The organism is Leclercia sp., assembly GCF_036780805.1.
GTDB lineage: Bacteria > Pseudomonadota > Gammaproteobacteria > Enterobacterales > Enterobacteriaceae > Enterobacter.
The window spans coordinates 26,716-45,940 of record NZ_DAIQCE010000018.1 but is presented as its reverse complement, the minus strand read 5'-3'; the positions used below and the strand labels follow the sequence as shown (position 1 = coordinate 45,940).

At 46.4% G+C, this 19,225-nt stretch carries 14 protein-coding genes and 1 tRNA gene; 7 read left to right on the top strand and 8 right to left on the bottom strand.

All coding sequences use genetic code 11. The features are described 5' to 3' along the window. The first annotated feature begins 4 nt into the window (after window positions 1-4). The 5 genes from V7Q49_RS22510 (at window position 5) to dptH (ending at window position 9,175) form a co-directional block, all read left to right on the top strand. Window positions 5-736 carry a topoisomerase II gene (locus V7Q49_RS22510; protein ID WP_333855383.1) on the top strand — a complete coding sequence of 244 codons (732 nt, stop codon included), beginning with the start codon at window positions 5-7 and terminating at the stop codon, window positions 734-736. A 104-nt stretch (window positions 737-840) separates the two neighbouring features. After that, window positions 841-925 (top strand) — tRNA-Leu (locus tag V7Q49_RS22505). Window positions 926-1,219: 294 nt separating this feature from the next. Beyond that, entirely contained in the window at window positions 1,220-2,839 is a 1,620-nt protein-coding gene (gene dptF, locus V7Q49_RS22500) for a DNA phosphorothioation-dependent restriction protein DptF (protein ID WP_333855381.1), read from the top strand. 2 nt (window positions 2,840-2,841) lie between these two features. Continuing rightward, on the top strand, window positions 2,842-4,164 hold the full coding sequence (gene dptG, locus V7Q49_RS22495) for a DNA phosphorothioation-dependent restriction protein DptG (protein ID WP_333855379.1): 1,323 nt from the start codon (window positions 2,842-2,844) through the stop codon (window positions 4,162-4,164). Beyond that, a complete protein-coding gene (gene dptH, locus V7Q49_RS22490; RefSeq protein ID WP_333855377.1) occupies window positions 4,145-9,175 on the top strand; it encodes a DNA phosphorothioation-dependent restriction protein DptH in 5,031 nt (1,676 codons plus the stop codon). The genes dptG and dptH overlap by 20 nt, the downstream gene beginning before the upstream one ends. A gap of 48 nt (window positions 9,176-9,223) precedes the next feature. Here the strand turns inward: dptH and dndE are convergent, their stop codons facing one another. The 5 genes from dndE to V7Q49_RS22465 form a co-directional block, all read right to left on the bottom strand. Further along, window positions 9,224-9,577 (bottom strand): DNA sulfur modification protein DndE, encoded by a 354-nt coding sequence (gene dndE, locus V7Q49_RS22485; protein ID WP_333855375.1) that lies wholly within the window; start codon window positions 9,575-9,577, stop codon window positions 9,224-9,226. Then, window positions 9,577-11,577 (bottom strand): DNA sulfur modification protein DndD, encoded by a 2,001-nt coding sequence (gene dndD / locus V7Q49_RS22480; protein WP_333855373.1) that lies wholly within the window; start codon window positions 11,575-11,577, stop codon window positions 9,577-9,579. Before dndD ends, dndE begins: the two co-directional genes overlap by 1 nt. After that, complete coding sequence (dndC, locus tag V7Q49_RS22475) at window positions 11,567-13,201, bottom strand: DNA phosphorothioation system sulfurtransferase DndC (RefSeq protein ID WP_333855371.1); 1,635 nt, start codon at window positions 13,199-13,201, stop codon at window positions 11,567-11,569. The genes dndD and dndC overlap by 11 nt, the downstream gene beginning before the upstream one ends. Further along, window positions 13,198-14,283, bottom strand: coding sequence for a DNA sulfur modification protein DndB (gene dndB / locus V7Q49_RS22470; RefSeq protein WP_333855370.1), 1,086 nt, complete (start codon window positions 14,281-14,283; stop codon window positions 13,198-13,200). The genes dndC and dndB overlap by 4 nt, the downstream gene beginning before the upstream one ends. Before the next feature lie 99 nt (window positions 14,284-14,382). After that, window positions 14,383-14,664: a helix-turn-helix domain-containing protein gene (locus V7Q49_RS22465; protein ID WP_333855369.1), complete on the bottom strand. Its 282-nt coding sequence runs from the start codon at window positions 14,662-14,664 to the stop codon at window positions 14,383-14,385. A gap of 200 nt (window positions 14,665-14,864) precedes the next feature. On the opposite strand from V7Q49_RS22465, the gene V7Q49_RS22460 reads away from it, so the two are divergent. Both V7Q49_RS22460 and V7Q49_RS22455 read left to right on the top strand, forming a co-directional pair. After that, window positions 14,865-15,173, top strand: coding sequence for a helix-turn-helix domain-containing protein (locus tag V7Q49_RS22460; protein ID WP_333855367.1), 309 nt, complete (start codon window positions 14,865-14,867; stop codon window positions 15,171-15,173). Between the two features lie 205 nt (window positions 15,174-15,378). After that, complete coding sequence (locus tag V7Q49_RS22455; RefSeq protein WP_333855365.1) at window positions 15,379-16,407, top strand: hypothetical protein; 1,029 nt, start codon at window positions 15,379-15,381, stop codon at window positions 16,405-16,407. Between the two features lie 149 nt (window positions 16,408-16,556). Here the strand turns inward: V7Q49_RS22455 and symE are convergent, their stop codons facing one another. The 3 genes from symE to gabT all read right to left on the bottom strand — a co-directional run bounded on the left by symE (window position 16,557) and on the right by gabT (window position 19,215). Then, entirely contained in the window at window positions 16,557-16,889 is a 333-nt protein-coding gene (symE, locus tag V7Q49_RS22450; protein WP_333855363.1) for an endoribonuclease SymE, read from the bottom strand. Between the two features lie 313 nt (window positions 16,890-17,202). Continuing rightward, a complete protein-coding gene (gene csiR / locus V7Q49_RS22445) occupies window positions 17,203-17,886 on the bottom strand; it encodes a DNA-binding transcriptional regulator CsiR (protein WP_333855361.1) in 684 nt (227 codons plus the stop codon). A 45-nt stretch (window positions 17,887-17,931) separates the two neighbouring features. Beyond that, a complete protein-coding gene (gabT, locus tag V7Q49_RS22440) occupies window positions 17,932-19,215 on the bottom strand; it encodes a 4-aminobutyrate--2-oxoglutarate transaminase (RefSeq protein WP_333855359.1) in 1,284 nt (427 codons plus the stop codon). Window positions 19,216-19,225 lie beyond the last annotated feature (10 nt).

Below are 19,225 nucleotides of genomic sequence, written 5' to 3'. Positions count from 1 at the left end.
AACGATGAGAAGAGCGTGGACTCGTATAGCAGTGGTAGCGGTGATCTCCGCCGCGGTGGCATTCTGGGTTTATTACGACAAGCAGCGTCAGCAAAACACCCCCGAACATCGACTTGATACCGTCCTTAACGCCATGCCCTCCTGGCAGGTGCTGAAAGAGCAGGACCCCCGATTTGTGGCACGCATCCGCGAGCAGATCCTCACCATGCAGAACGCGGGGGAGTCTGAGCAGGAGATCATCGACGTGGTCCAGCCGCAGATCCTCGAGCTACAGATGTCGCGCCTGCAATATGCCCCCGACGCCAATGCGGTGGCCTGGATGACGATCAACATGGAGCAGACCGCCGCCATTCAGAAGGTGAGTGACGATGCCTGTTTCCGCTTCTTATTCCCTGCCGTGAAGGGCGGCGTCAATCCGATGCGGGTGCTGGATAAAGATATGATGCAGCGCCGCCTGCAGGCCGATGCCGACATGATGCGCGCGGGCTGGGGTAAAGATCGCCACACCGTGACCCCGGAGGAACATGCTGCCGCGGTGGAGGATGTGAGGCCGATTATGGACGCGCTGGCTGATGACTACGGGCAGGATATTCAGCTGCTGGTGATGCCGGAGAACGCGGTGGGCAAAGAGAAGCTCACCTGCGACATGGTGCAGGCGATGTGGGGGAAGGTGTTGGCACTGCCGCAGCAGAAGGCGGCGAGGGTGATTCGGATGGCGGTGACCGAGCAGGATTGAGGGCGGCGCTGGTTTTTTGGGCACTTAGCGCGGTTTAGCGCGTCGCCGCTTGCATGGCGGCGCGCGACAGGTATAATCCACAACGTTTCCGCATCCCCTTCAGTGCCGAAGTGGCGAAATCGGTAGACGCAGTTGATTCAAAATCAACCGTAGAAATACGTGCCGGTTCGAGTCCGGCCTTCGGCACCAAAAGATGCAAAAATTAAGTCGCTTAAGGGCGGCTTTTTTTGTGTCTGGAATTTGGTAGTTGCATCAACTTTCTAAGTTTTGCATTCTTACAAACCCATACTCTGGCTGTTAGTCATATCGATAAGGTGAGAGAGTATGTCTCGTCTATATTCGTGCTTGGTTGTATCTGGATTTCTTCAATGAATGTGAAGTATGACTAAGGTCAAGGAGTCGGAAGATGACTTTTTATTCTTGTAGTCACGCATATATTCGATGAATTATTATCGAGTAATATGTAAATAATAAGGCCACATTGTGAGTTCAATCCCTCTTAGAAAGGCCCTTGGGGTCTTAGCAAAATCTTCATCTTTTTCGGTAAAAACAACCACCGATCGTCCTCGTGATATTTACGATGACCTCAAAGACTATCTCTACGTCGAACCTGAAATCGAAAGTGATTTCAGGGGGCGGCTGAGCACGCTGCAACCAGGTGAATGTGTGTTTTTGTGTGGTAGTAGTGGCGATGGCAAATCGGAAATATTATCCAGATACTACGAAAAGTATAAAAATCGGTATACTTTTCATTTAGATGCAACACATAGCTTTTCACCCGATCAGTCCGCTATTGAAGCATTGAATGAGCTCTTTGATCGAGCCGGAGAAGGTCATCCCCCCCTAGTTGTCGGCATCAATATTGGCATGCTGGCTAACTTCGCAAAAGAGGGGGCGGAGAGACACAGTGATTTACGATCTGTGATCGAACGCTTCTTGGATGGCGGGATTCGTTCAGTAGGCCATTATCATTTTCTGGATTTTGAATCATACCCCAAGTTCCGCTTTCACGACAGTGGGGGAAGCTATTCGAGCTTTATGCGAAAATTGTTTAAACAGCTGACGCAACCAATAGAAGAAAATTTATTTCATATGATCGCTCGTGGCGATGAGCTCCGTAAACGTGACACTCATATCACTACTAATTTCAGATTGCTTGCTAATGAACAGGTACAAGAAATCATTATAACTACCTTGTTCAAAACACGATTGATTAAAGATCAGTTCATTACTACTCGAGCTTTGTTAGACTTGCTGTATCAACTTTTAGTCGGGGATAATTATCTCTTTGATAACTTGTACCTCGCAAAAGATAATGAGCTAATTCAACGTATTGCTGAATTTGATCCTGCTTTAATACATACTCAGATTATAGACCAGTTTGTTCTTCGTTATGAATTGAAGTTACCAGACGTTGAACTGGATACATTTATGACTGAGTTAACTACTATTGGTGTTACATTTGCTACGCCTCGGGAAACCTCGGGGCAAGCGGCTTCTTTATTACGCCTTTTTTATTTGATAAAAGATTGTGAATTAGGTAATAACTATCACCATCAGTTTAAAAAAGATTTTGAAGAGCGTTTGCTCGACTATTATTCATCAGTATGGCTGCAACATAGCCAGTACCTTGGAAATAGCGAAAACCAACAAGAGTTGCGTAACTTTTACGTTAGGGAACTCATTCCTGCCGTTTTCGCTTATGCAAATCGTACTGCCTCTGGACTTTCAATGCGAGAATTATCGCTGGGTCAATTTGGGCAATGTCATGTTACTGCACCTGTTACACTAAAAGCAGATTACGATGCTATACAGTTAAAGCATGTACAAAAAAACGATTATTTCAGCGCTTATCTTAAAGTTGATGACCAGCCTCTTAAACCAATGAGTATAAATCTGAATTTATTTGAACTTCTATGTAAGCTCAATAAGGGCTATAGACCAAATAAGTATGATAAAAATGCAATTATCTTGCTTGATGAAATGATTGATCAGATACGTGCTGTTGCGAAGAAAAGTAACGTTCTAAACTATTACGAGGGCGGCAAAAGTTATCGTGTAGAAGCCGATGGCAAAAAAATTATTGTAGAGGGAGAAATTTAAGAATGTCTCATTACCCCATCCCTGCTGGATTAACCCCAGTCGCCAACAATAAGGTTACAAACTATTGGCCTGTTCGCAATAAAGGTAATGAATTTGATTGGGAAACTGTGACGGGAGTTGTATTAAGTCTTGCCTTGCGTCAGCATATTACTACATATGAATTCGAGCAATTTAAAGAAGATTGTAAATCGGTATTCACAAAAAAACTTGATGCTCCTGAATTTTGGCCTGTACTTGAAAGAACTTATTTATCAAATGATTCCTTATTCAAAATCTCTCCTCTTTTCTTGCTGTTCAAGGCTAAGGGGAAACAAAACGGCCGTGCTGATCTTGCGGCCCAAGATTTAAGATTATGTAAATTATTTTCTGGCCTTTTAGGTGACTTCTTTCTAGAAGAACCGCTTGAAGATAGTCTCAATTTTGTTGAAAAAGAATTATTGTCTGTCTTAACATCTAAGCTGAAACCAGGTAGTGGTGTTCAAAATGATGAGCAACCTTATTTACCATTTTTAAATAAAACGTTTAAAGAAGATGTTATATTTTTAGCTTCACATCCACAATATCTTTTACAGGCATTGCCAGGAACGCTTAAATTATATTCTTTTTCCTACTGTGCTCAGTTGGCGTTGAATGTCACTGATTGGCAAAATGAACCAAAAAGTAAACGCTTATATTTCATTTTAGATTCGGAAAAAGCAAGCTCAGAACGCACTTCGGTGAAACGTTCAGGGTATAAACTGCTAGCCGCTGCTTCAGATCGGGTCTTTCCGTTGCTATCAGCTCTCGATGTATTTCAATTTAATGATTCTAATAAGAAAAGGCCTTTGTGGCAGGTTTATCAAGATTGTTTAAAATATGATAATCATGCTAAATTACTTGAGGATTTTAATAAATATTTACAAGATTTCATCGGCATGCGAAAGCTTACTCCTCGATTGCCAGTGAGCAGTGTTGAAGCTGCCTTTGAACAACTTAAAGAATTAGCTCTTGAGCAATTTCGTGATCCTAAAACAACTCGTTCTGGTATAAATAAGAATTATATAAAAGAAGTCCATAAGAGAATTTTTAGTGATTTTGTGCAGGTACGTGGAAATGCGGGGCGTACACTGGTTCTGAATCAAGACCAGATACTCCTGCTTACTAATTTGACAATTGGTAAGGCAGACAAGCTTCGTTTGCATGAATTACGCAAAGGTTTTGAGCAACGTGGTTTTTATCTTGATAACCAATCCTTGCAAGTGTTGGTAAGTTTCTATGAACGCATGGGCAATGTTGAACGAATGAGTGATAGTGGAGATGCAGTATATGTCCGTAAGACCCTTTGAACATTTTCTGGTTGAGCATTTTATCGAGTGGGTCACTGAGCATATTCAAGCTGGCTCCCGTTACCAATTTAAATCACCTAGCGCTGCAAACGGATCGGCTCTTTATCAAGCGCTGATCGATTTTACAGTGGAGGAACCACTTGTTATAAATGATGGTCTCGCGTTGCCATTTATTCTTTGCAATGGAATTAAAGTGCTGCCTGTTCTACATAGTGATGAAGGCGGTTTTACCGAAAACTATATTTCTAGGCTGCGTGATCTTGTGGCTGGGCGTAGCGGTGAGTTCGAAAAGACAGCGTTACTTATCATCCATAACAGTATGCTTGATACTTTGATCAACAGTGCTTTTGATCTTGGGGCAAAAAATTCAGTTTGGCACCCAGACAGTCTTTCTCAACGCTTAGCAGACCTTATTGATATCAATAGCGGACACAAAGAGCTGTCGGCTTGTTTACTTGATGAGCAATTGGCGATGATCGTGGCGGAAGGGGCGACAGTTTTTGGTTTTGCTCCTCTCTTTAGTGCTTTGGCTGAAGATGGTGAACTTGATTTTGATGAACTTCAGTTATTTGATGATCCTGCCATTTTGAGCTGGAGCTGTAACAAGGCACAAATAAGTAAACGTCTTCAATCTAACCGTAAATTACGCCGTGAAATTGAAGATTCAGTCGAACATTACGATGTAGATCAACTTGAAAGCGTTCTAAAAGAATTTAGTTCTAAATTTATCCGCCAGAATTTCAAAGATGACAGTTGGCGTAAGTTAGATTTTGAAGTCTATTTAAAAGAAATTGAATCTAATAAAGCACAAAAATTAATACTGGAAGATATTGTAGTAGATAGCGGTGTTTTACATAAAAGATCCAAAAGCCAAAGCAAAGCTGGTGAACGAGATCTTAGCATTATTATCCAGCTACAACCTGGGGTGAGTGAATTTGCTCTTTCTTTCACATTCATTGGCAATGATCTGGACGAAAGCCAATTCAAGTTGATGCATAATAATGTACTTAGTAAACATATTAAGTACTCGGTGAATCGTAGTGGCGGCAAACGTTGCTGGGCGAAAGCAAGTTTACCTTTTACGGGAGAGCCTACCTTCTTCAGTCTTGAGCTCAAGCGAGATAATCGCTCTGAAGAGTACAAATTTCGCTGTTTAATCGTGGAACAAGGCCATTTTTATTTTGATGAAGTACTGCATCGTTTCCGGGTTGAATCGGGTAAAAAGTGGCTAACCCTGATGCTGGAAGAGAATAAATTAAGAATCAACCCGATGCATCAGTCATATGTATACCTTGGTGAAGATGACAACGAGGTTGATTGTAATAGTGTGGGATGGGTTGATTTTGAAGCTTTGGTTGAGCTTAGTGAGCAGACTCAGTTCGATTTGAAAAGTGGTGAATATGTTTTACCAGTGAATATTGAAGGACCTGCTGCTGATGAGAGCATATGCGTACCTTTACTATTTGATCAAGACCGTTTTGGTAAATTATTCAGAGATGATATCAATGCCGAATATCTGCGTGCTAAAGGAAAGATCATTTTCGATAATAACGAAAGTGGTGTGGTAGGAGTACGCCAGCAATTACTGAACTTTGAAGCTTCAATGTTGGATGACCAGGTGCTTTATATCGGTCTGGGTGATGATACTCTAGCTCTTTCGGAAATAAATAATGCATTTCCGAACTTGTATAATGCATATTGTGCTCTGTATGATTATCTGAATAGCAACAATACGCTGCCCAGTTTAGTTGCTTGGGGGGATAGTTATTGCAGCCTGGTGCAAAGCGTGTTGGATGCATACGAGGCTATCTTACTAGAAATTCCAACTAATGTTGTATTAGATATAAAATACAAAAAATTGATGCGCATAGGACTCTGCCGAAAAGATGATTGGCAAAGAATAAGTCCGCTTCATCCTTTGGTATTATCTTATTATCAGCAGTTAGTTTCTGCTATAAAAGCGGATCGCAATGAGGATGGTAAAAGCAGTTTTGCAGATTTGCCTGAAGTAACTCGAGAGCGACTAGTTGCTTCTGGGCTTTTACCTTTTGTATATGATAATGACTCAGGTTATGCCCATCTTCTGCCTGTACGTGAAAACTGCTTTTGGCTTGATGTGGTGCCACAGAAGCAGGAAAGCTATAGCTATATCAAAAGATTAGTACGTGATAAGTTAGAAGAGTTTACCCAAGCCTATGCCCGTCTGTTCAGTGCTGGTGAAAAAAGCACCCTTATCGTTAATGCCATTAATCAGGCGACGGCAGCTGAATTTTTCTTAGGGCTTATTGAACATTTTAAGATTCATAAAGAACATGCAATCGCCATTCATGTCAATTTCTATGACGAAAAGATCCAATATAACGACTTTGATCGCTTCGCAGAAACAGCCGCTTATGATGATTTGAAGATTTGGCTCGGTCTTAATACCGCAGCTTTACGGGCTGAAGCTGATATGCTTATCGACATTATCCGCAGCCGACTGACTTATAGTAAGTTCACTCTACCTAATGCAAATAGTAGCTTTGCCTATGCCCATCTTGCCTTTTTCCGTAATCAGGACCCAGTAGAATGCCGTCCTATCAAGATCGATGAAAGTCTTAGCGGCGTCCTTTGTGATGGACTGATCGCTGGTGAGGCAGCAGAGACGCAAGGTGGCGCTTATTTCACCGCATTTGGTCTGCGTGGTGTTAATTATCAATCCTCACAATCTCTTCGTCTGGCACGTATGTTGGGAAATTTATGGCAGCCGGCCAGCCAGAGTAATGCTCAATATCTTGAAACGAGTCTGGGGCTTGCAGTCAGCGCTGATTTCAAGGAACTGTTAACGCGGTCTTACGATAGTGCCCTCTGGACCACCATAATCGATCCAAAAGTTACTCTCGACTTTTTCACCAGCCAGCAAGATGTTGTGCTTATCCACTACTCGGATCAGTACACCAGTGCCTCAGGGTATGACGCTATTACTGTAACTAAACAAGTTGATCTCTTTAAACGTTTGCTGCAAAAAGAGGGGCATGGTAAGGGTGACTCTTTACTCTCTGAATTCAACGCCTTCAATGGTGAGTGGCTACTTAAAATGCTCACATCAAATGATAAAGAGAGGAAGGATAAAAATGGAATAATTGGCGCTTATAAATTTATTTCTACTTTGCTACATCAATCTGATATTTGCTGGGTGCCATTGTCAGTAGCTGAGATGATCCGTGTTTCTGGCAATGTAGGCCTCAAAATGAGCGATAGCGAGTTTTCTCGCCATGTGCATGGCTATCGCAAAGGGGCTATTTCGGATGACGTACTATTTGTCGGCTTTAAGGGGAAGGAACTTTATTTACTTCCTCTTGAAGTTAAAACTGGAGTTAAACCCGATTTCAATTATGCCGGTCAGCAGGCACTAGAGTTAAAGCGCTATTTGACTGAAGAAGTATTGGGGCCGAATACACTCGCATCTCGTCTGTATCGTGGTCTTTTCATTCGTCAGGTTCTGATGCAGGTCGATAAGCTCTGCCTTTATCAGGTAATGAATCCTGAATACTTAACTTGTTTGATGTCCAGTCGCGAATGGTGGTTGAAAGGCGAGTATTCTTTGGCGAAGGTGCCAGATTATGCTGAGGGTTTTGTTGTTGCCCATATTAATAGTGAGAGTTTTTTCGTACCTCAATATAAGATGACTGAAAGTGGGATATTGCAGATTGAGTTACCTTATGCCCTGCTGACGAGTTTAATTCAGGCATCGGTTGGAGAATCTTTAGACCAATTGGTAACCGCCTGTCATATAGATAAAAAATATCTTTTGAAGGCTGGGGAAAAAGGTGAGGATGATGAAGAACCTGACGATGAGACTATTGATGTTGAAAATACTGTGATTAGCTCCACAGAACCGCTGCGTATTTTGTTTGGCCATAAAACTATAGGTATGGGGCAAACTCCACTTTACTGGGAGCCGACGAATACAGCCCGCTTTATGAACACGAATACTGGCATTATCGGTACGATGGGTACCGGAAAGACACAATTTACTAAATCATTGATAACGCAATTAATGCGTCAACAGGTAAAAAATGTCAATTCCGCTACTATTGGCCTGCTGATTTTCGATTACAAGTCAGATTACGTTGATGACGCATTTAGCGAGGCCAATCAAAGTAAACGACTAAGATTACACCGGCTTCCCTATAACCCATTATCGCTTTATGGGGATATGCCGATGCTTCCTGTGCACACAGCGACTGGATTTGCTGAAACACTGGCCAAAGCTTTTGGATTGGGGCCAAAGCAGCAGTTGCGACTGCGTAAATTGATCCTCGATGCTTATGAGCTAGCTGGGATTAGCAAATCCGATAAAACAACCTGGTCAAGACCCGCACCAACATTGTCACAAGTATGGGATCTCTACCTTGAACAAGAAAAGGTAGAAGAGGATTCTCTATATGCAGCGCTCGATTCTTTGGCAACTTACGAAATTTTCGAAACCTCGCCGGAATCAGTCAGTTCCCTTTATGAGTTGCTTGATGGTGTGACGGTAATTGAGCTTGCTGGCTATTCCCCACAGATCCAAAACTTGGTTGTTGCGCTAACATTGGATCTTTTCTATTCGCAGATGCAAAAGCGTGGCAAGCCCATGATTGATGGAGATTATCGACAGATCACCAAAATGATTTTGGTGGACGAGGCCGATAACTTCATGTCTCAGGATTTCCCTAGTTTACGTAAAATACTCAAAGAAGGGCGTGAGTATGGAGTGGGTGTGATCCTTTCTACTCAAGACTTAAGTCACTTTAAAACAGGGGAAAACAATTATGGATCTTACATTCTGACTTGGGTAGTGCACCGTGTCGCTGAAATTAAAAATGCCGATATTAAGGCTATCTTTAATAAAGATGATAAGGGGGAACAAGAACAGTTGATGGAAACGATTCGTAAACTGGATAAGCATTTTAGTCTCTATATTGATGGAGATAAAAAGTTATCCATGATGCGTGATAAAGCATTCTGGGAGTTGTTAGCGAACTAATTTAATAGATAGAAATAAAGGGCCTGGTATTATCAGGCCCTTATTGCATCAGATGGACTTAGCCAAATCACTAAGGCCTCGATGATTGCGTAATGCAGCAATCCCATCCTCAACATGTGCGGCCCATGCTTTGATCAGGTCTTTTTGTTCTATATGTGGATAAAGCATCTTTAGCATCAATTCTGTTGTCTGAAGTGTTTCACCCAACCATGTCATTTTATCCAACACTAAGGAGCCATCGAGCTTTTTCTTATCTCGGTCTGTTGAAAAGCGAAACCCACTTTCGACAGAGCGGAAAAAAGCTAACCGAGCGGCAATATTAGGTGTTATCCCTGTATAACCCTTCAACCTCTTAAGCTGTTCTTCAGTCTGCCGACTTAGCTGCATTCGATTCGGGAGCATCAAATTGCCTCCTTAGTTAATTCCCAGAAATACCCAGCTTTCAAAGCAGATGACTTTGTATGTGCATTAAACACAATCTCATAAGCATGAGAGATGTCATCTCTAAGCTGATCAACGAAATAACGCTCATCTACTTCAGTGTCCGTAGACAGCAATACAACCTGGTGACTGGCATAAGGGAAATAATGATTAATTAGCTTATCTCTATGTTGAGAATCTAAACGCCCAAGTGGTGTATCAATAATCACAGGCAGGTCACGACCTGAAGTTTTAGCCAAAGCCTCAAGAATAGCTATCGCATAGATTTGCTTTTCACCCGCAGAAAGTAACTTACGATTGATGACCGTATTATTCTCATCCACCAACTCAACATCAAATGTCTCAGGATTTATATGAGCATTAAGCTGCAAATCTTCTTTACGAGCTAGCTTACGGTAAGCAACTTCAAAGTTAGCTGAAAGTGTTTTTACCCTTGCCTGAGTTAACAGCTCGCTATAACGATCAAGCAGATTAATTGTCTCTTGCGCGTTATTGAATGCGCTATTGAAACTATGCTGGTTGCGAGCTGCATCATGTGCCTTTTGAACCTGACGCGCGCAGTCTAGTTGCTGCTGTTTCGTCTGTTTGGCTTCTTCCAGCAGTGTGCGATATTCTTGGCGTTTGGCTTCACGTTGGCGATCCAGCTCGCGGAGTTTTTCAAATATATCCATTAGCTGGTCATCTTCTGGCGCACGAGCGATGTTTGCAGCGGCTTGCTCTAATTGCTCTTCTACCTCAGCCAGCTCATTTCGGTACAGGACGAAACGCTGCCATGCTTTTTTACTGTCATGTTCGATGGATTGTTGGATCATCCCGGCTTCACGCTCGGAAATATCAAACAGCAACTCACCTTTAGGTTTGCCTGCCAGGTATTCTTTAAGGTTGTCTTCTATAGCTTCAGCTGCAATCTTTCCAGTACTCCCAGAACGGAACGAAATGTCACTCTTGAGTTGCGTAAGGAATTGGTTTAATTCCTTCTCAAAGCTATTAGCCTGTTTGATTTGCATCTCATCACTAATCTGCTCAAGCAAGCGACTTAGAGTCTTAGGAGCCAGAGCATAAGGTAATGAGCTGTCGCACTCGTGACGAAGTGCTTTTTCCAGACGATCCTTTTCTTTTAGAAGCGTATCAACCTTCTGTTTCTCCTGAGCTTTCGTTTGAGCAAAGGCACCGCCTTGCGCGTTCAGAAGGGCTTCATGCTGTACAATCTCTTTAGAGATTAAATCGATGCGCAATTTTGCAAAATCTGCCTTTTCAAGAATCTGCTCCGTTTTGAAAGCAAACTCTTTAATTTGTTGCTCAAGCGCGGCCAATTTCTGCTGTTGGGATTCAGCCAGTTGACCTGATTGCTGGCGCTTCACGAAGATCATCAAATCATTACGCAGTTTCTCGATAAGATCTAACCCCAGCAAGCGACGTACAGCGGTACGAAGAATATTGCCAGATTCGTCCTCAGCCAGTTCAGCAATTTTCTCGCCATCGAAAAAGAACAAATCAGCAATCCCATGTGGGATCAGTTCATTCAAAAAACCCTGACATTGATCGTATCCCAGCCCTTGAATCAGCTTGCCATCCTGTTGAAGTGCTAGCTTATCTCGCTTTCCTTTTTGCCAGGTACGCGTAACAGTGAATTCAGCTTCCTGACCACCTTTATTGTACGTAAAGATGAGTTCGATCGACGCCTCATCGGGCTTTTCACCCGAAGATGAGCCGTTATGAATCAGTGAGCTGAGTTCTTCTACATACTCTTGTTGCTGAGTTGTCGAGCCAAACGCCAGCCTACCGTACAAAGCCAGGCGGATTGCTGACAGGATTGACGTTTTCCCCGCACCGTTTAATCCGCCGAATAAGACAATCGGACGTGGATTATCGTCGTGTTGCCGCTTTTTAGGCGCGAGATCGATAACATGGGTTCCGTTGAAAACCCGAAAATTACGCAATACCAGCTGTTTAATTAACACGTTCTTTATCCTCACTGGTAAGCAGACTTGGTTCACTTACGTCGGCAATTCTGCGCTGTAAAATCTGTAGTTCGCTTTCTAGTTTGTTAACTTCTTCCTGATGAACATCTCTTTCACTGCGTTTCTGCAATGTTTCCTGTTGTTGCTTGATTTCTTCAAGGCTACCCCAGTCTTGCTTGAGGATCGTTCCAAGTTTATCGAAAATCCCCTGACGACGGCTAAGCCCTTCCATTGAGACTTCAAGCTCAATCAGTTTCATGACCATCTCAGGCACAACATCAAAACCTTGTGCAATCTGCTCAAGCAGCTCTGCATCGCTGGCGTCAAAGCGAGATTGATCGTCAATGACCCAATTCAGATCTTTACCGTAAACCTCGCGATAGATACCAGGCAGAGAGTCGTACCAATCTGGTTCGTTTGGATCCTTCAGCCACTCCTGACGGATAGCATGCAGTTCAGGCTCAGTAATTAAAGTGATTGTGTGACCCTGCGCATTCATATCTCGCTCAATGGTCAGCAAGTCCTTTAACCATTGCTGGCGGTATTTAAGCCAGTAGGGACCGGGCACATGTTTACGTTCAGCAGTAAGCTCTTCGCCGTCTTTTGCATACTGGTAACTCACTTTGCCGGTACGGCGTTTATAGTTACGGTAAGTATCTTTATTCGCTGGATCGGTCGTAAACGCCAACAGGTCGCGATACTTAAGCAGTGGCGACATCCACTCTTCGCCGTTCTGGATCAGGCTCTCCATTGCTTTGTCTTTTGTCACAACGGTGCATGTCCAGCAACCAAAGCGGGAGTTTCCGCATGAAGGCGTACTGTCATCGATCACGAGCGGACATTCACCCTGTGCAGAGGAATCCATATAGAGTGTCCACAAGGGACGGTTATTCCCACCCCAAGGGCTTTCCCACTCATCAATATCATCAGGTGCATATTTGAAAGCACCACGCAGTAATTTCCAGACGTCCTCAACATCCCAGGTATCAATCGGGGTGTAAATGAAGGCGTTAGAAAGCGTGGTATGGCGTGCCAGCCGTGAGCCATCTATTTTATGTTTAGCGATGACCTGCGCACGTGACGCACTCTCGCTACTGCGTGACCCAAGCACAACGATCACTTCATCAAACTGGCTGATCTTATCTTTGATAAAATCACTCACCGGATTGATTTTCATACGTTCGGTACACCAACGGAAACTGCGGGTTGGGGCTGGATAACCTTTACCTAATAAATTGGCCCAAAAGGTCTCCGTGGTTTTTGGTGTAACCGCATGCTGCGTAATGGGTAGGCCGTCTCGCTTAGCACCGGCTTCAATCTGCACCATGGTTTTTTTGATAAGGTCTACAACAACTGGCGTTTCTACCAGCGTGTCTGAGGATACTAAATAGATATCTTTTGTACGTAATTCTGGTGGAAGACCAAGCAGGGCAAGATACACCAGCGTAATGACGGCAGATGAGTCTTTACCGCCGCTATAGCCGATCACCCATGGACGTTTATCAGCGCAATATACCCGTTGAACTTCAGCAACGAATTCTGCCAGTGAGCGCCCGGCAAATTGTTCCTGGTTAATAAAATCTTCATAGTCGGCCAGATCGAAGGCCTGCGTTAGTTTACTCATGAGACAACCATTTGAGCTTCAAGCTCCTGTTCTTCAGGAGTGAGCGGGAGTGACAATGCATGCTTGAGTGCATTACAGGTGAGCTGAATGGCGGTGCCGGTCTTACTCAACTTGCCATGCTGCATAGCACGCTTAACCATTTCAGGATTGCTTTTACGCCAGTCGAAGGTCTTCAGCTTACTGATTTTTTGTTGCCATTGTTCTGGCTCTTCTGACAATAACGAGCGGCCCAGCAGTCCTAATGCCTGCAAGCCGATACCGTGAGCATGTACGTAATCTTGTCGTAACTGTGCAGGAGAAACCTCTTTCCTCGCAGCCAGCTGCCAGTCTGGCATGACCTGGAAAACGGCCTGCCAGTACAATGTGGCGACATGTGTGTTTTCTTCAATGCTATCCAGTTTAGGGTCTTTACCCAACAATGCGCGCGTAGCCTGCTTGATGCTACTTAGCGTAAATAGCTTATTGGATAATGTACTGATGCTTGATTTCTCAAGCTCAGTGAGCCCAATAAATGGCTCGATGGACATAGCAAGGTAGCGAGCCAGGTTCGAACTCACATCGCGATGATCGTAGAGCGCAGATAGCGAAGGACTAGGGCGAATCGCGTATTTGTTCAGGTCAGCAAACATTTGTTGGCTACGTCTTAAACCTTCATCAACGAAGAACAGCACCGGGATATTGTCTTGTCCCAGCTCTGGCCGCTCTGATAGCGCGTCTTCAATAGCTTTGCGACGATGCTGACCATCGTTGATGAGGATCTGAGCGTCCATTGGTACGCGTAGTGTTCCAAGGTTATTTGAACCAGAGAACTCATCAAACTGAACATCAACAGCGATGGAGGCGGTTAATGCAGAAAACACGTAGTCTTTAGGGTTTTCCAGCAAGTAACGAACCATTTCCGGGATGCGGGATTTGTTCAGGATGCGCTGAGCCCGCAGTTCTGGTGGAACGTCAGTTTCATCGAAACTAAAAATCTTCGGTATGATGCGCATAGGGCAGGTAGCGATGTAGAATGGTCGCCCAGCCTGGATACCCCTTACGGCGGGGAAAGAGTAGCAATAATCTGCATCAAAGTTTGCCATGTTCGAGTCCCTGTTTTAAGGCGCAATTACGTTTTATTTTACGTAAAAAGCCCGAAAGATTGAAATCCTTATCTCTTTAAAACACAAATTGTTAAATGATTACGTAAGATTTGACGTAACTCCTTGACGTGGCACTCTCTTCCTCATCAGTAAACGACGATCCACAAGCTCCCCATCCTTGTAATACCGACTCGGCCAGATCTCCTCCGGCGGCACGCCAATCGCAGCAGCGATAATGAGTTCTCCTTTAGGCCATGGTCTCTCAAGTGCATTGGCTAAAGTAGAAGAACTCAATCCCGCCTTACGCGAGAGTGCAGCAAGGGAAATACCTTTCTTTCTTAACGACGCGATGATGTCAGCCTTGTGCCATTCCTGGTTCATTTACATCTCCTTTTGTCAGCTATCACTGCACAAAATACTACGTTATTCGTAGCGTAAGATGAACGTTAAATACTACGTTTTACGTAACTTTGGAAAGAGGATCGAATTTTTGTGTAACGTTTATGTATGAAAGAAGGGAAATCGTAGAGCTACGTTTTACGTAGTATCCGGGAGGCGCAATAACTACGATTATCGTAGCTATGAATGAACTCACTACTCACAGTCAAATCTTTAGTCAGCGCCTCAAAGAAGTGCGCCTGGCGAAGGGACTCTCTCAAAAACGTCTCGGTATCCTTGCGGGTATCGATGAGTTTGCCGCGAGTACACGCATTAATCGGTACGAAAAGGGCGTCCATCAGGCAAACATTGAAGTGGTACAGCAGCTTTCCGCCGTTCTTGAAGTCCCTCTGGCCTACTTTTATACCGAAGATGACGACCTGGCATCGCTACTTCTGAACTGGATGAAAATGGATGCTGAAAAGAAAAAGCGCATTCTGGCGATGATGTGATCCCGTTCGTTTTAAATTGTAGCGAGCGGCTTACGGCATAACAAAAAAGGCACTCATCTGCGCCTTGTTTATTCATCTGATTTTCAGCCTCCCGAAGCCTTTGCAGATCTCACTCCAACGCCTTTAATCAGGTGACCAAATTTACTCTGCCACTACCATCACCTATATTTTTAATGCACTGCAAGCCGCTCACAGGGAAGGGAAAATGACGCAATACTGGTGGAAAGATTTACTGGATCGGAACAATTGCTGGCAGGGGCTGGAGCTGACGATCCGGGCTGAGCAGCATCCCGATCATGCCATGGAGATGCTCAGCGGCCACCATGGGCGCATGGCCTTGCAGTTTCAGGGCGAGACGCTGTTCTGGGCCACAGTGTTGAAAGATCATTCCGGCGTCTGGCTGGTCTTTAATGCCGATCATCCCGGTCAGCAGGCGCTATTACCGTCAGTGACCTCGGCAGATGTGGAGTCGGTTAAAGCGCAGGGCGCGCAGGCATGGACAGGCGAATGGTGTCGCTACTTTGCCCGGCGGCTGATGGAATCGCCAGCGCCATTGCTGACTGCTGGCCGTTGGCTGTTAAGACCTATGGCACCGGTAAGTCGCACCGCGCAACCCTCTGTACCCATCGCAGACTGGCGTTTTGATTCCCCAGCCAGCGCCGGAAATATGGGCTGCGACTGGGTGCTCTATGGCGAGGACTTCCCTGATTTAGCGGATCCGCAAAAAGTCAGGTACGTAGACTGGTGGTGGGGCGGTAATTTGCTGTTGGGACGTTACCCGATAAACACCGATGCGGGGCGGCTGAAATGGTGGCGTAAAAAATGCCGTGAGGGCACACTGCCGCCGGTGTTGGTCCGGCACATTGCCGGGCTGGCGTCTTTTGTGATCCTTGACGGTCATTATCGTCTGCAGGCGGCCATTGCAGAGGGGATCCCACCGCAGTTTTTGGTGCTCAGTGAACTGCATGAAAGAGAGTTTCCCTCCGATCCGCAGCATCAGGAGCGTATTGTCCGTGCGCTGGAGCTACAGCAACGTAAAAACCCCGCATACAACGTTGAGGGGATAAATCAGACGCTGATTAATCTCTATGATACCCGCTATCTCTATGCTTCAACCCATAGTCGCGCCCTGCTTGGCGATGGAGAAAACTGGGCGCGGGAGGTTAAGGCTTATTTGCATAAACATCAGCTTGGGGAATATCTGGGAAGGGTCCTTGAGCGGGTGGAGGTTTAGAATCTTTTAGCTTTACTGGATTAGGATATGCATTAAGCGCCAACGTTAAATTCCAGTAAGAAAAGGCCATTCTGCGAATCGAAGACCAGCATTTTCTAACTTGTCGCGAGAAAGGCGCCCATCGGCGCCTTTCTCATTCAATCACTATCTTAAGCCTTTCGAAGCTTCCCGGAGATCACCCCAACAAAGTCCATCACCTGTTGTAGCTTCTGGTCCGACAGTTGACTCACCTCACGCATCAGCGTCTCTATCTCCGGCTCTCCCTGCCGGGACGTCAGGATCATGCAACCCTTCATCACCTTCACGTCCACCTTCGTTCCGGTGCTGAACCCGGCTTCATTGAGCCACAGGCCTTTCATGATAAACGCCGGAATGCGGGTATAATCTCCATACCGCGTCGCATAACTCACGGTAAATACGCGGTCCTCAGCTTCAAATACTTCTGGTTGCAGTGATTCTGCAATACAATCGATATCAGTCATGGTTACTATTCTCAGTAAATAGTGATTGTGATGAGCGATACGGGCATGTTGGCGCATGCCCGTATTGCGTTAAATAACACCTGTAAATCTAACCAGTAAATAAAAATAAGTCCAGAGTAATATAAAACGTAATAAGCGCGATTAGAGTGCTTTTAAAATATTAATAACGACGAATACAAAATGATATTTTTAATTAATTTATATGGCTTAACTACAATCGGGGATATTAAACATTTCGTAGTAAATATGCATACATTGCACCTTAAAACGGGCACTAAATGGATAGTGCCTGTTTTAAGATGCATTTCCCTCTTCAGGTCGCCAGACCCACCCCCATCGCCCCCCTTATAATCGGAATCGGCGTCAGCAAATGCTGATACATCAGTTCCCCCGCCAGCACCCCATCCCGCGCCAGCACCGCGTCCATCAACCTCTGATGCTCCACGTGCTTCTCTTCTAACATCGCCACCGACAGCACCGTCTTCCGCAGCCATACATACCGATACCGCGCCGCCAGATCAAACAACCTCTCCCGCATCTGCATCAAATACTGCGAACCGCACCCCGCTACCATCGCCGTATGAAACGCCTGATGGCGCTGGTCCCACTCGTCCAGCATCGTCTCGCTGGCGTCGCGGGATTCCAGCTTGTTCAGCAGATGCATCCGGGCGAGGAGGTCGGCTTCCCACTCTTCGCCGCCGCGTTCGATGGCGAGGCGCACCAGCATCGCCTCCATATTGGCGCGCGCATCAAAGATATCGAGCAGCTCCTGTTCGGACATGGGGGCCACCCGGTAGCCTTTCTGGTTAATGACCGTGACCAGCCCCTCGGCAACCAGCTGCGACAGCGCTTCGCGCAGCGGGCCGACGCCCAGTTCATACCGGGAGGTCAGCAGGCTCATTCGCAGCTTCTCATCCGGGTGATACACCCCGCGGATAATGTCGTTCTTCAGCCAGCGGTAGCCGTCGATGGCCGTTGCCTGGGAAATGATGGTCATGGTCGCGCTCCTTGAATACGGCCCGGCCTGCACCGGGCGTAAAGATTAACCCTGCTTCGCCTCGTCAAAACACTCGGCGATAATCGCCAGCCCCTGCTTAAGCTGCGCCTCTTCCACGGTCAGCGGCACCAGGATGCGCAGCACGTTGTAGTACGGGCCACAGGAGAGCAGGATCAGCCCTTTGTCCCGCGCCCGGGCCACAATCTGCGCCGTCAGCACGGCGTTCGGCTTATGGTGGTCGCCCTCTTCAAACAGCTCGATGGCAATCATCGCCCCCAGGCCGCGAACGTCGCCGATCTCCGGATGTTTTTCGGCAATCGCCAGCAGGCCTTCGCGCAGGGTGTTACCCAGCTTGTTGGCTTTACCCAGCAGATCTTCCTGCTCGAAGACCTTGATCACCGCCAGCGCGGCGGCGCAGGCGATCGGGCTCCCGGCGTAGGTGCCGCCCAGTCCGCCCGGGGCGATGGCATCCATCACTTCGGCGCGTCCGGTGACGCCCGCCAGCGGGAAGCCGCCGGCAATGGATTTGGCGAAGGTGGTGATATCCGCCGCCACGCCCATCTGCTCCATGGCGAAGAAGGTGCCGGTGCGGCCCGCGCCGCTCTGCACTTCATCGGCGATCAGCATGATGCCGTGCTCGTCGCACAGGTCGCGCAGGCGCTGCATAAAGGCCGGGGAGGTGGCGTAGAACCCGCCTTCACCCTGCACCGGCTCGATCACGATGGCGGCGATATCTTCCGGCGCGGCGTCGTTCTTGAAGATGCGATGGATGCTGGCGATGGCGTCGTCATCGCTGATGCCGTGCAGGGCGCACGGATAGAGCGCGCGATAGACGTGGCCCGGCATCAGCCCCATGCCCGCTGAGTAAGGGTTTACTTTCCCGGTGAGCGACAGGGTGTAGTGGGTGCGGCCATGATAGGCCCCGGTAAAGGCGATGGTGCCGTTGCGTTTGGTGGCCGCGCGGGCAATCTTCACCGCGTTCTCGACGGCTTCGGAGCCGGTGGTCACCAGCAGGGTCTTTTTCGGGAAATCGCCCGGCACTTTCTGGTTCAGGGTTTCGCAAAGCTCCAGATAGGGTTCATAGGCCAGCACCTGGAAGCAGGTGTGCGACAGCTTTTTCAGCTGCGCTTCCACGGCGCTGACCACCTCCGGGTGCAGGTGCCCGGTGTTGAGCACCGCAATCCCCCCGGCGAAATCAAGATACTCACGGCCTTCGACGTCCCACACCCGGCAGTTCTCGGCCCGGGCGGCAAAGACAGGGTGGATCTGACCCACGCCGCGGGGTACGGCATTGCTACGACGCTGCATTAACTCTTTGTTGGTGCTCATTGGATGCTCC

Bases quoted from the DNA above. Each gene is read 5' to 3' on its own strand.
- V7Q49_RS22510 (WP_333855383.1), top strand. From the start codon at position 5: ATGAGAAGAGCGTGGACTCGTATAGCAGTGGTAGCGGTGATCTCCGCC.
- dptG (WP_333855379.1), top strand. From the start codon at position 2,842: ATGTCTCATTACCCCATCCCTGCTGGATTAACCCCAGTCGCCAACAAT.
- dptH (WP_333855377.1), top strand. From the start codon at position 4,145: ATGTCCGTAAGACCCTTTGAACATTTTCTGGTTGAGCATTTTATCGAG.
- dndE (WP_333855375.1), bottom strand. From the start codon at position 9,577: ATGCTCCCGAATCGAATGCAGCTAAGTCGGCAGACTGAAGAACAGCTT.
- dndC (WP_333855371.1), bottom strand. From the start codon at position 13,201: ATGAGTAAACTAACGCAGGCCTTCGATCTGGCCGACTATGAAGATTTT.
- dndB (WP_333855370.1), bottom strand. From the start codon at position 14,283: ATGGCAAACTTTGATGCAGATTATTGCTACTCTTTCCCCGCCGTAAGG.
- V7Q49_RS22465 (WP_333855369.1), bottom strand. From the start codon at position 14,664: ATGAACCAGGAATGGCACAAGGCTGACATCATCGCGTCGTTAAGAAAG.
- V7Q49_RS22460 (WP_333855367.1), top strand. From the start codon at position 14,865: ATGAATGAACTCACTACTCACAGTCAAATCTTTAGTCAGCGCCTCAAA.
- V7Q49_RS22455 (WP_333855365.1), top strand. From the start codon at position 15,379: ATGACGCAATACTGGTGGAAAGATTTACTGGATCGGAACAATTGCTGG.
- symE (WP_333855363.1), bottom strand. From the start codon at position 16,889: ATGACTGATATCGATTGTATTGCAGAATCACTGCAACCAGAAGTATTT.
- csiR (WP_333855361.1), bottom strand. From the start codon at position 17,886: ATGACCATCATTTCCCAGGCAACGGCCATCGACGGCTACCGCTGGCTG.
- gabT (WP_333855359.1), bottom strand. From the start codon at position 19,215: ATGAGCACCAACAAAGAGTTAATGCAGCGTCGTAGCAATGCCGTACCC.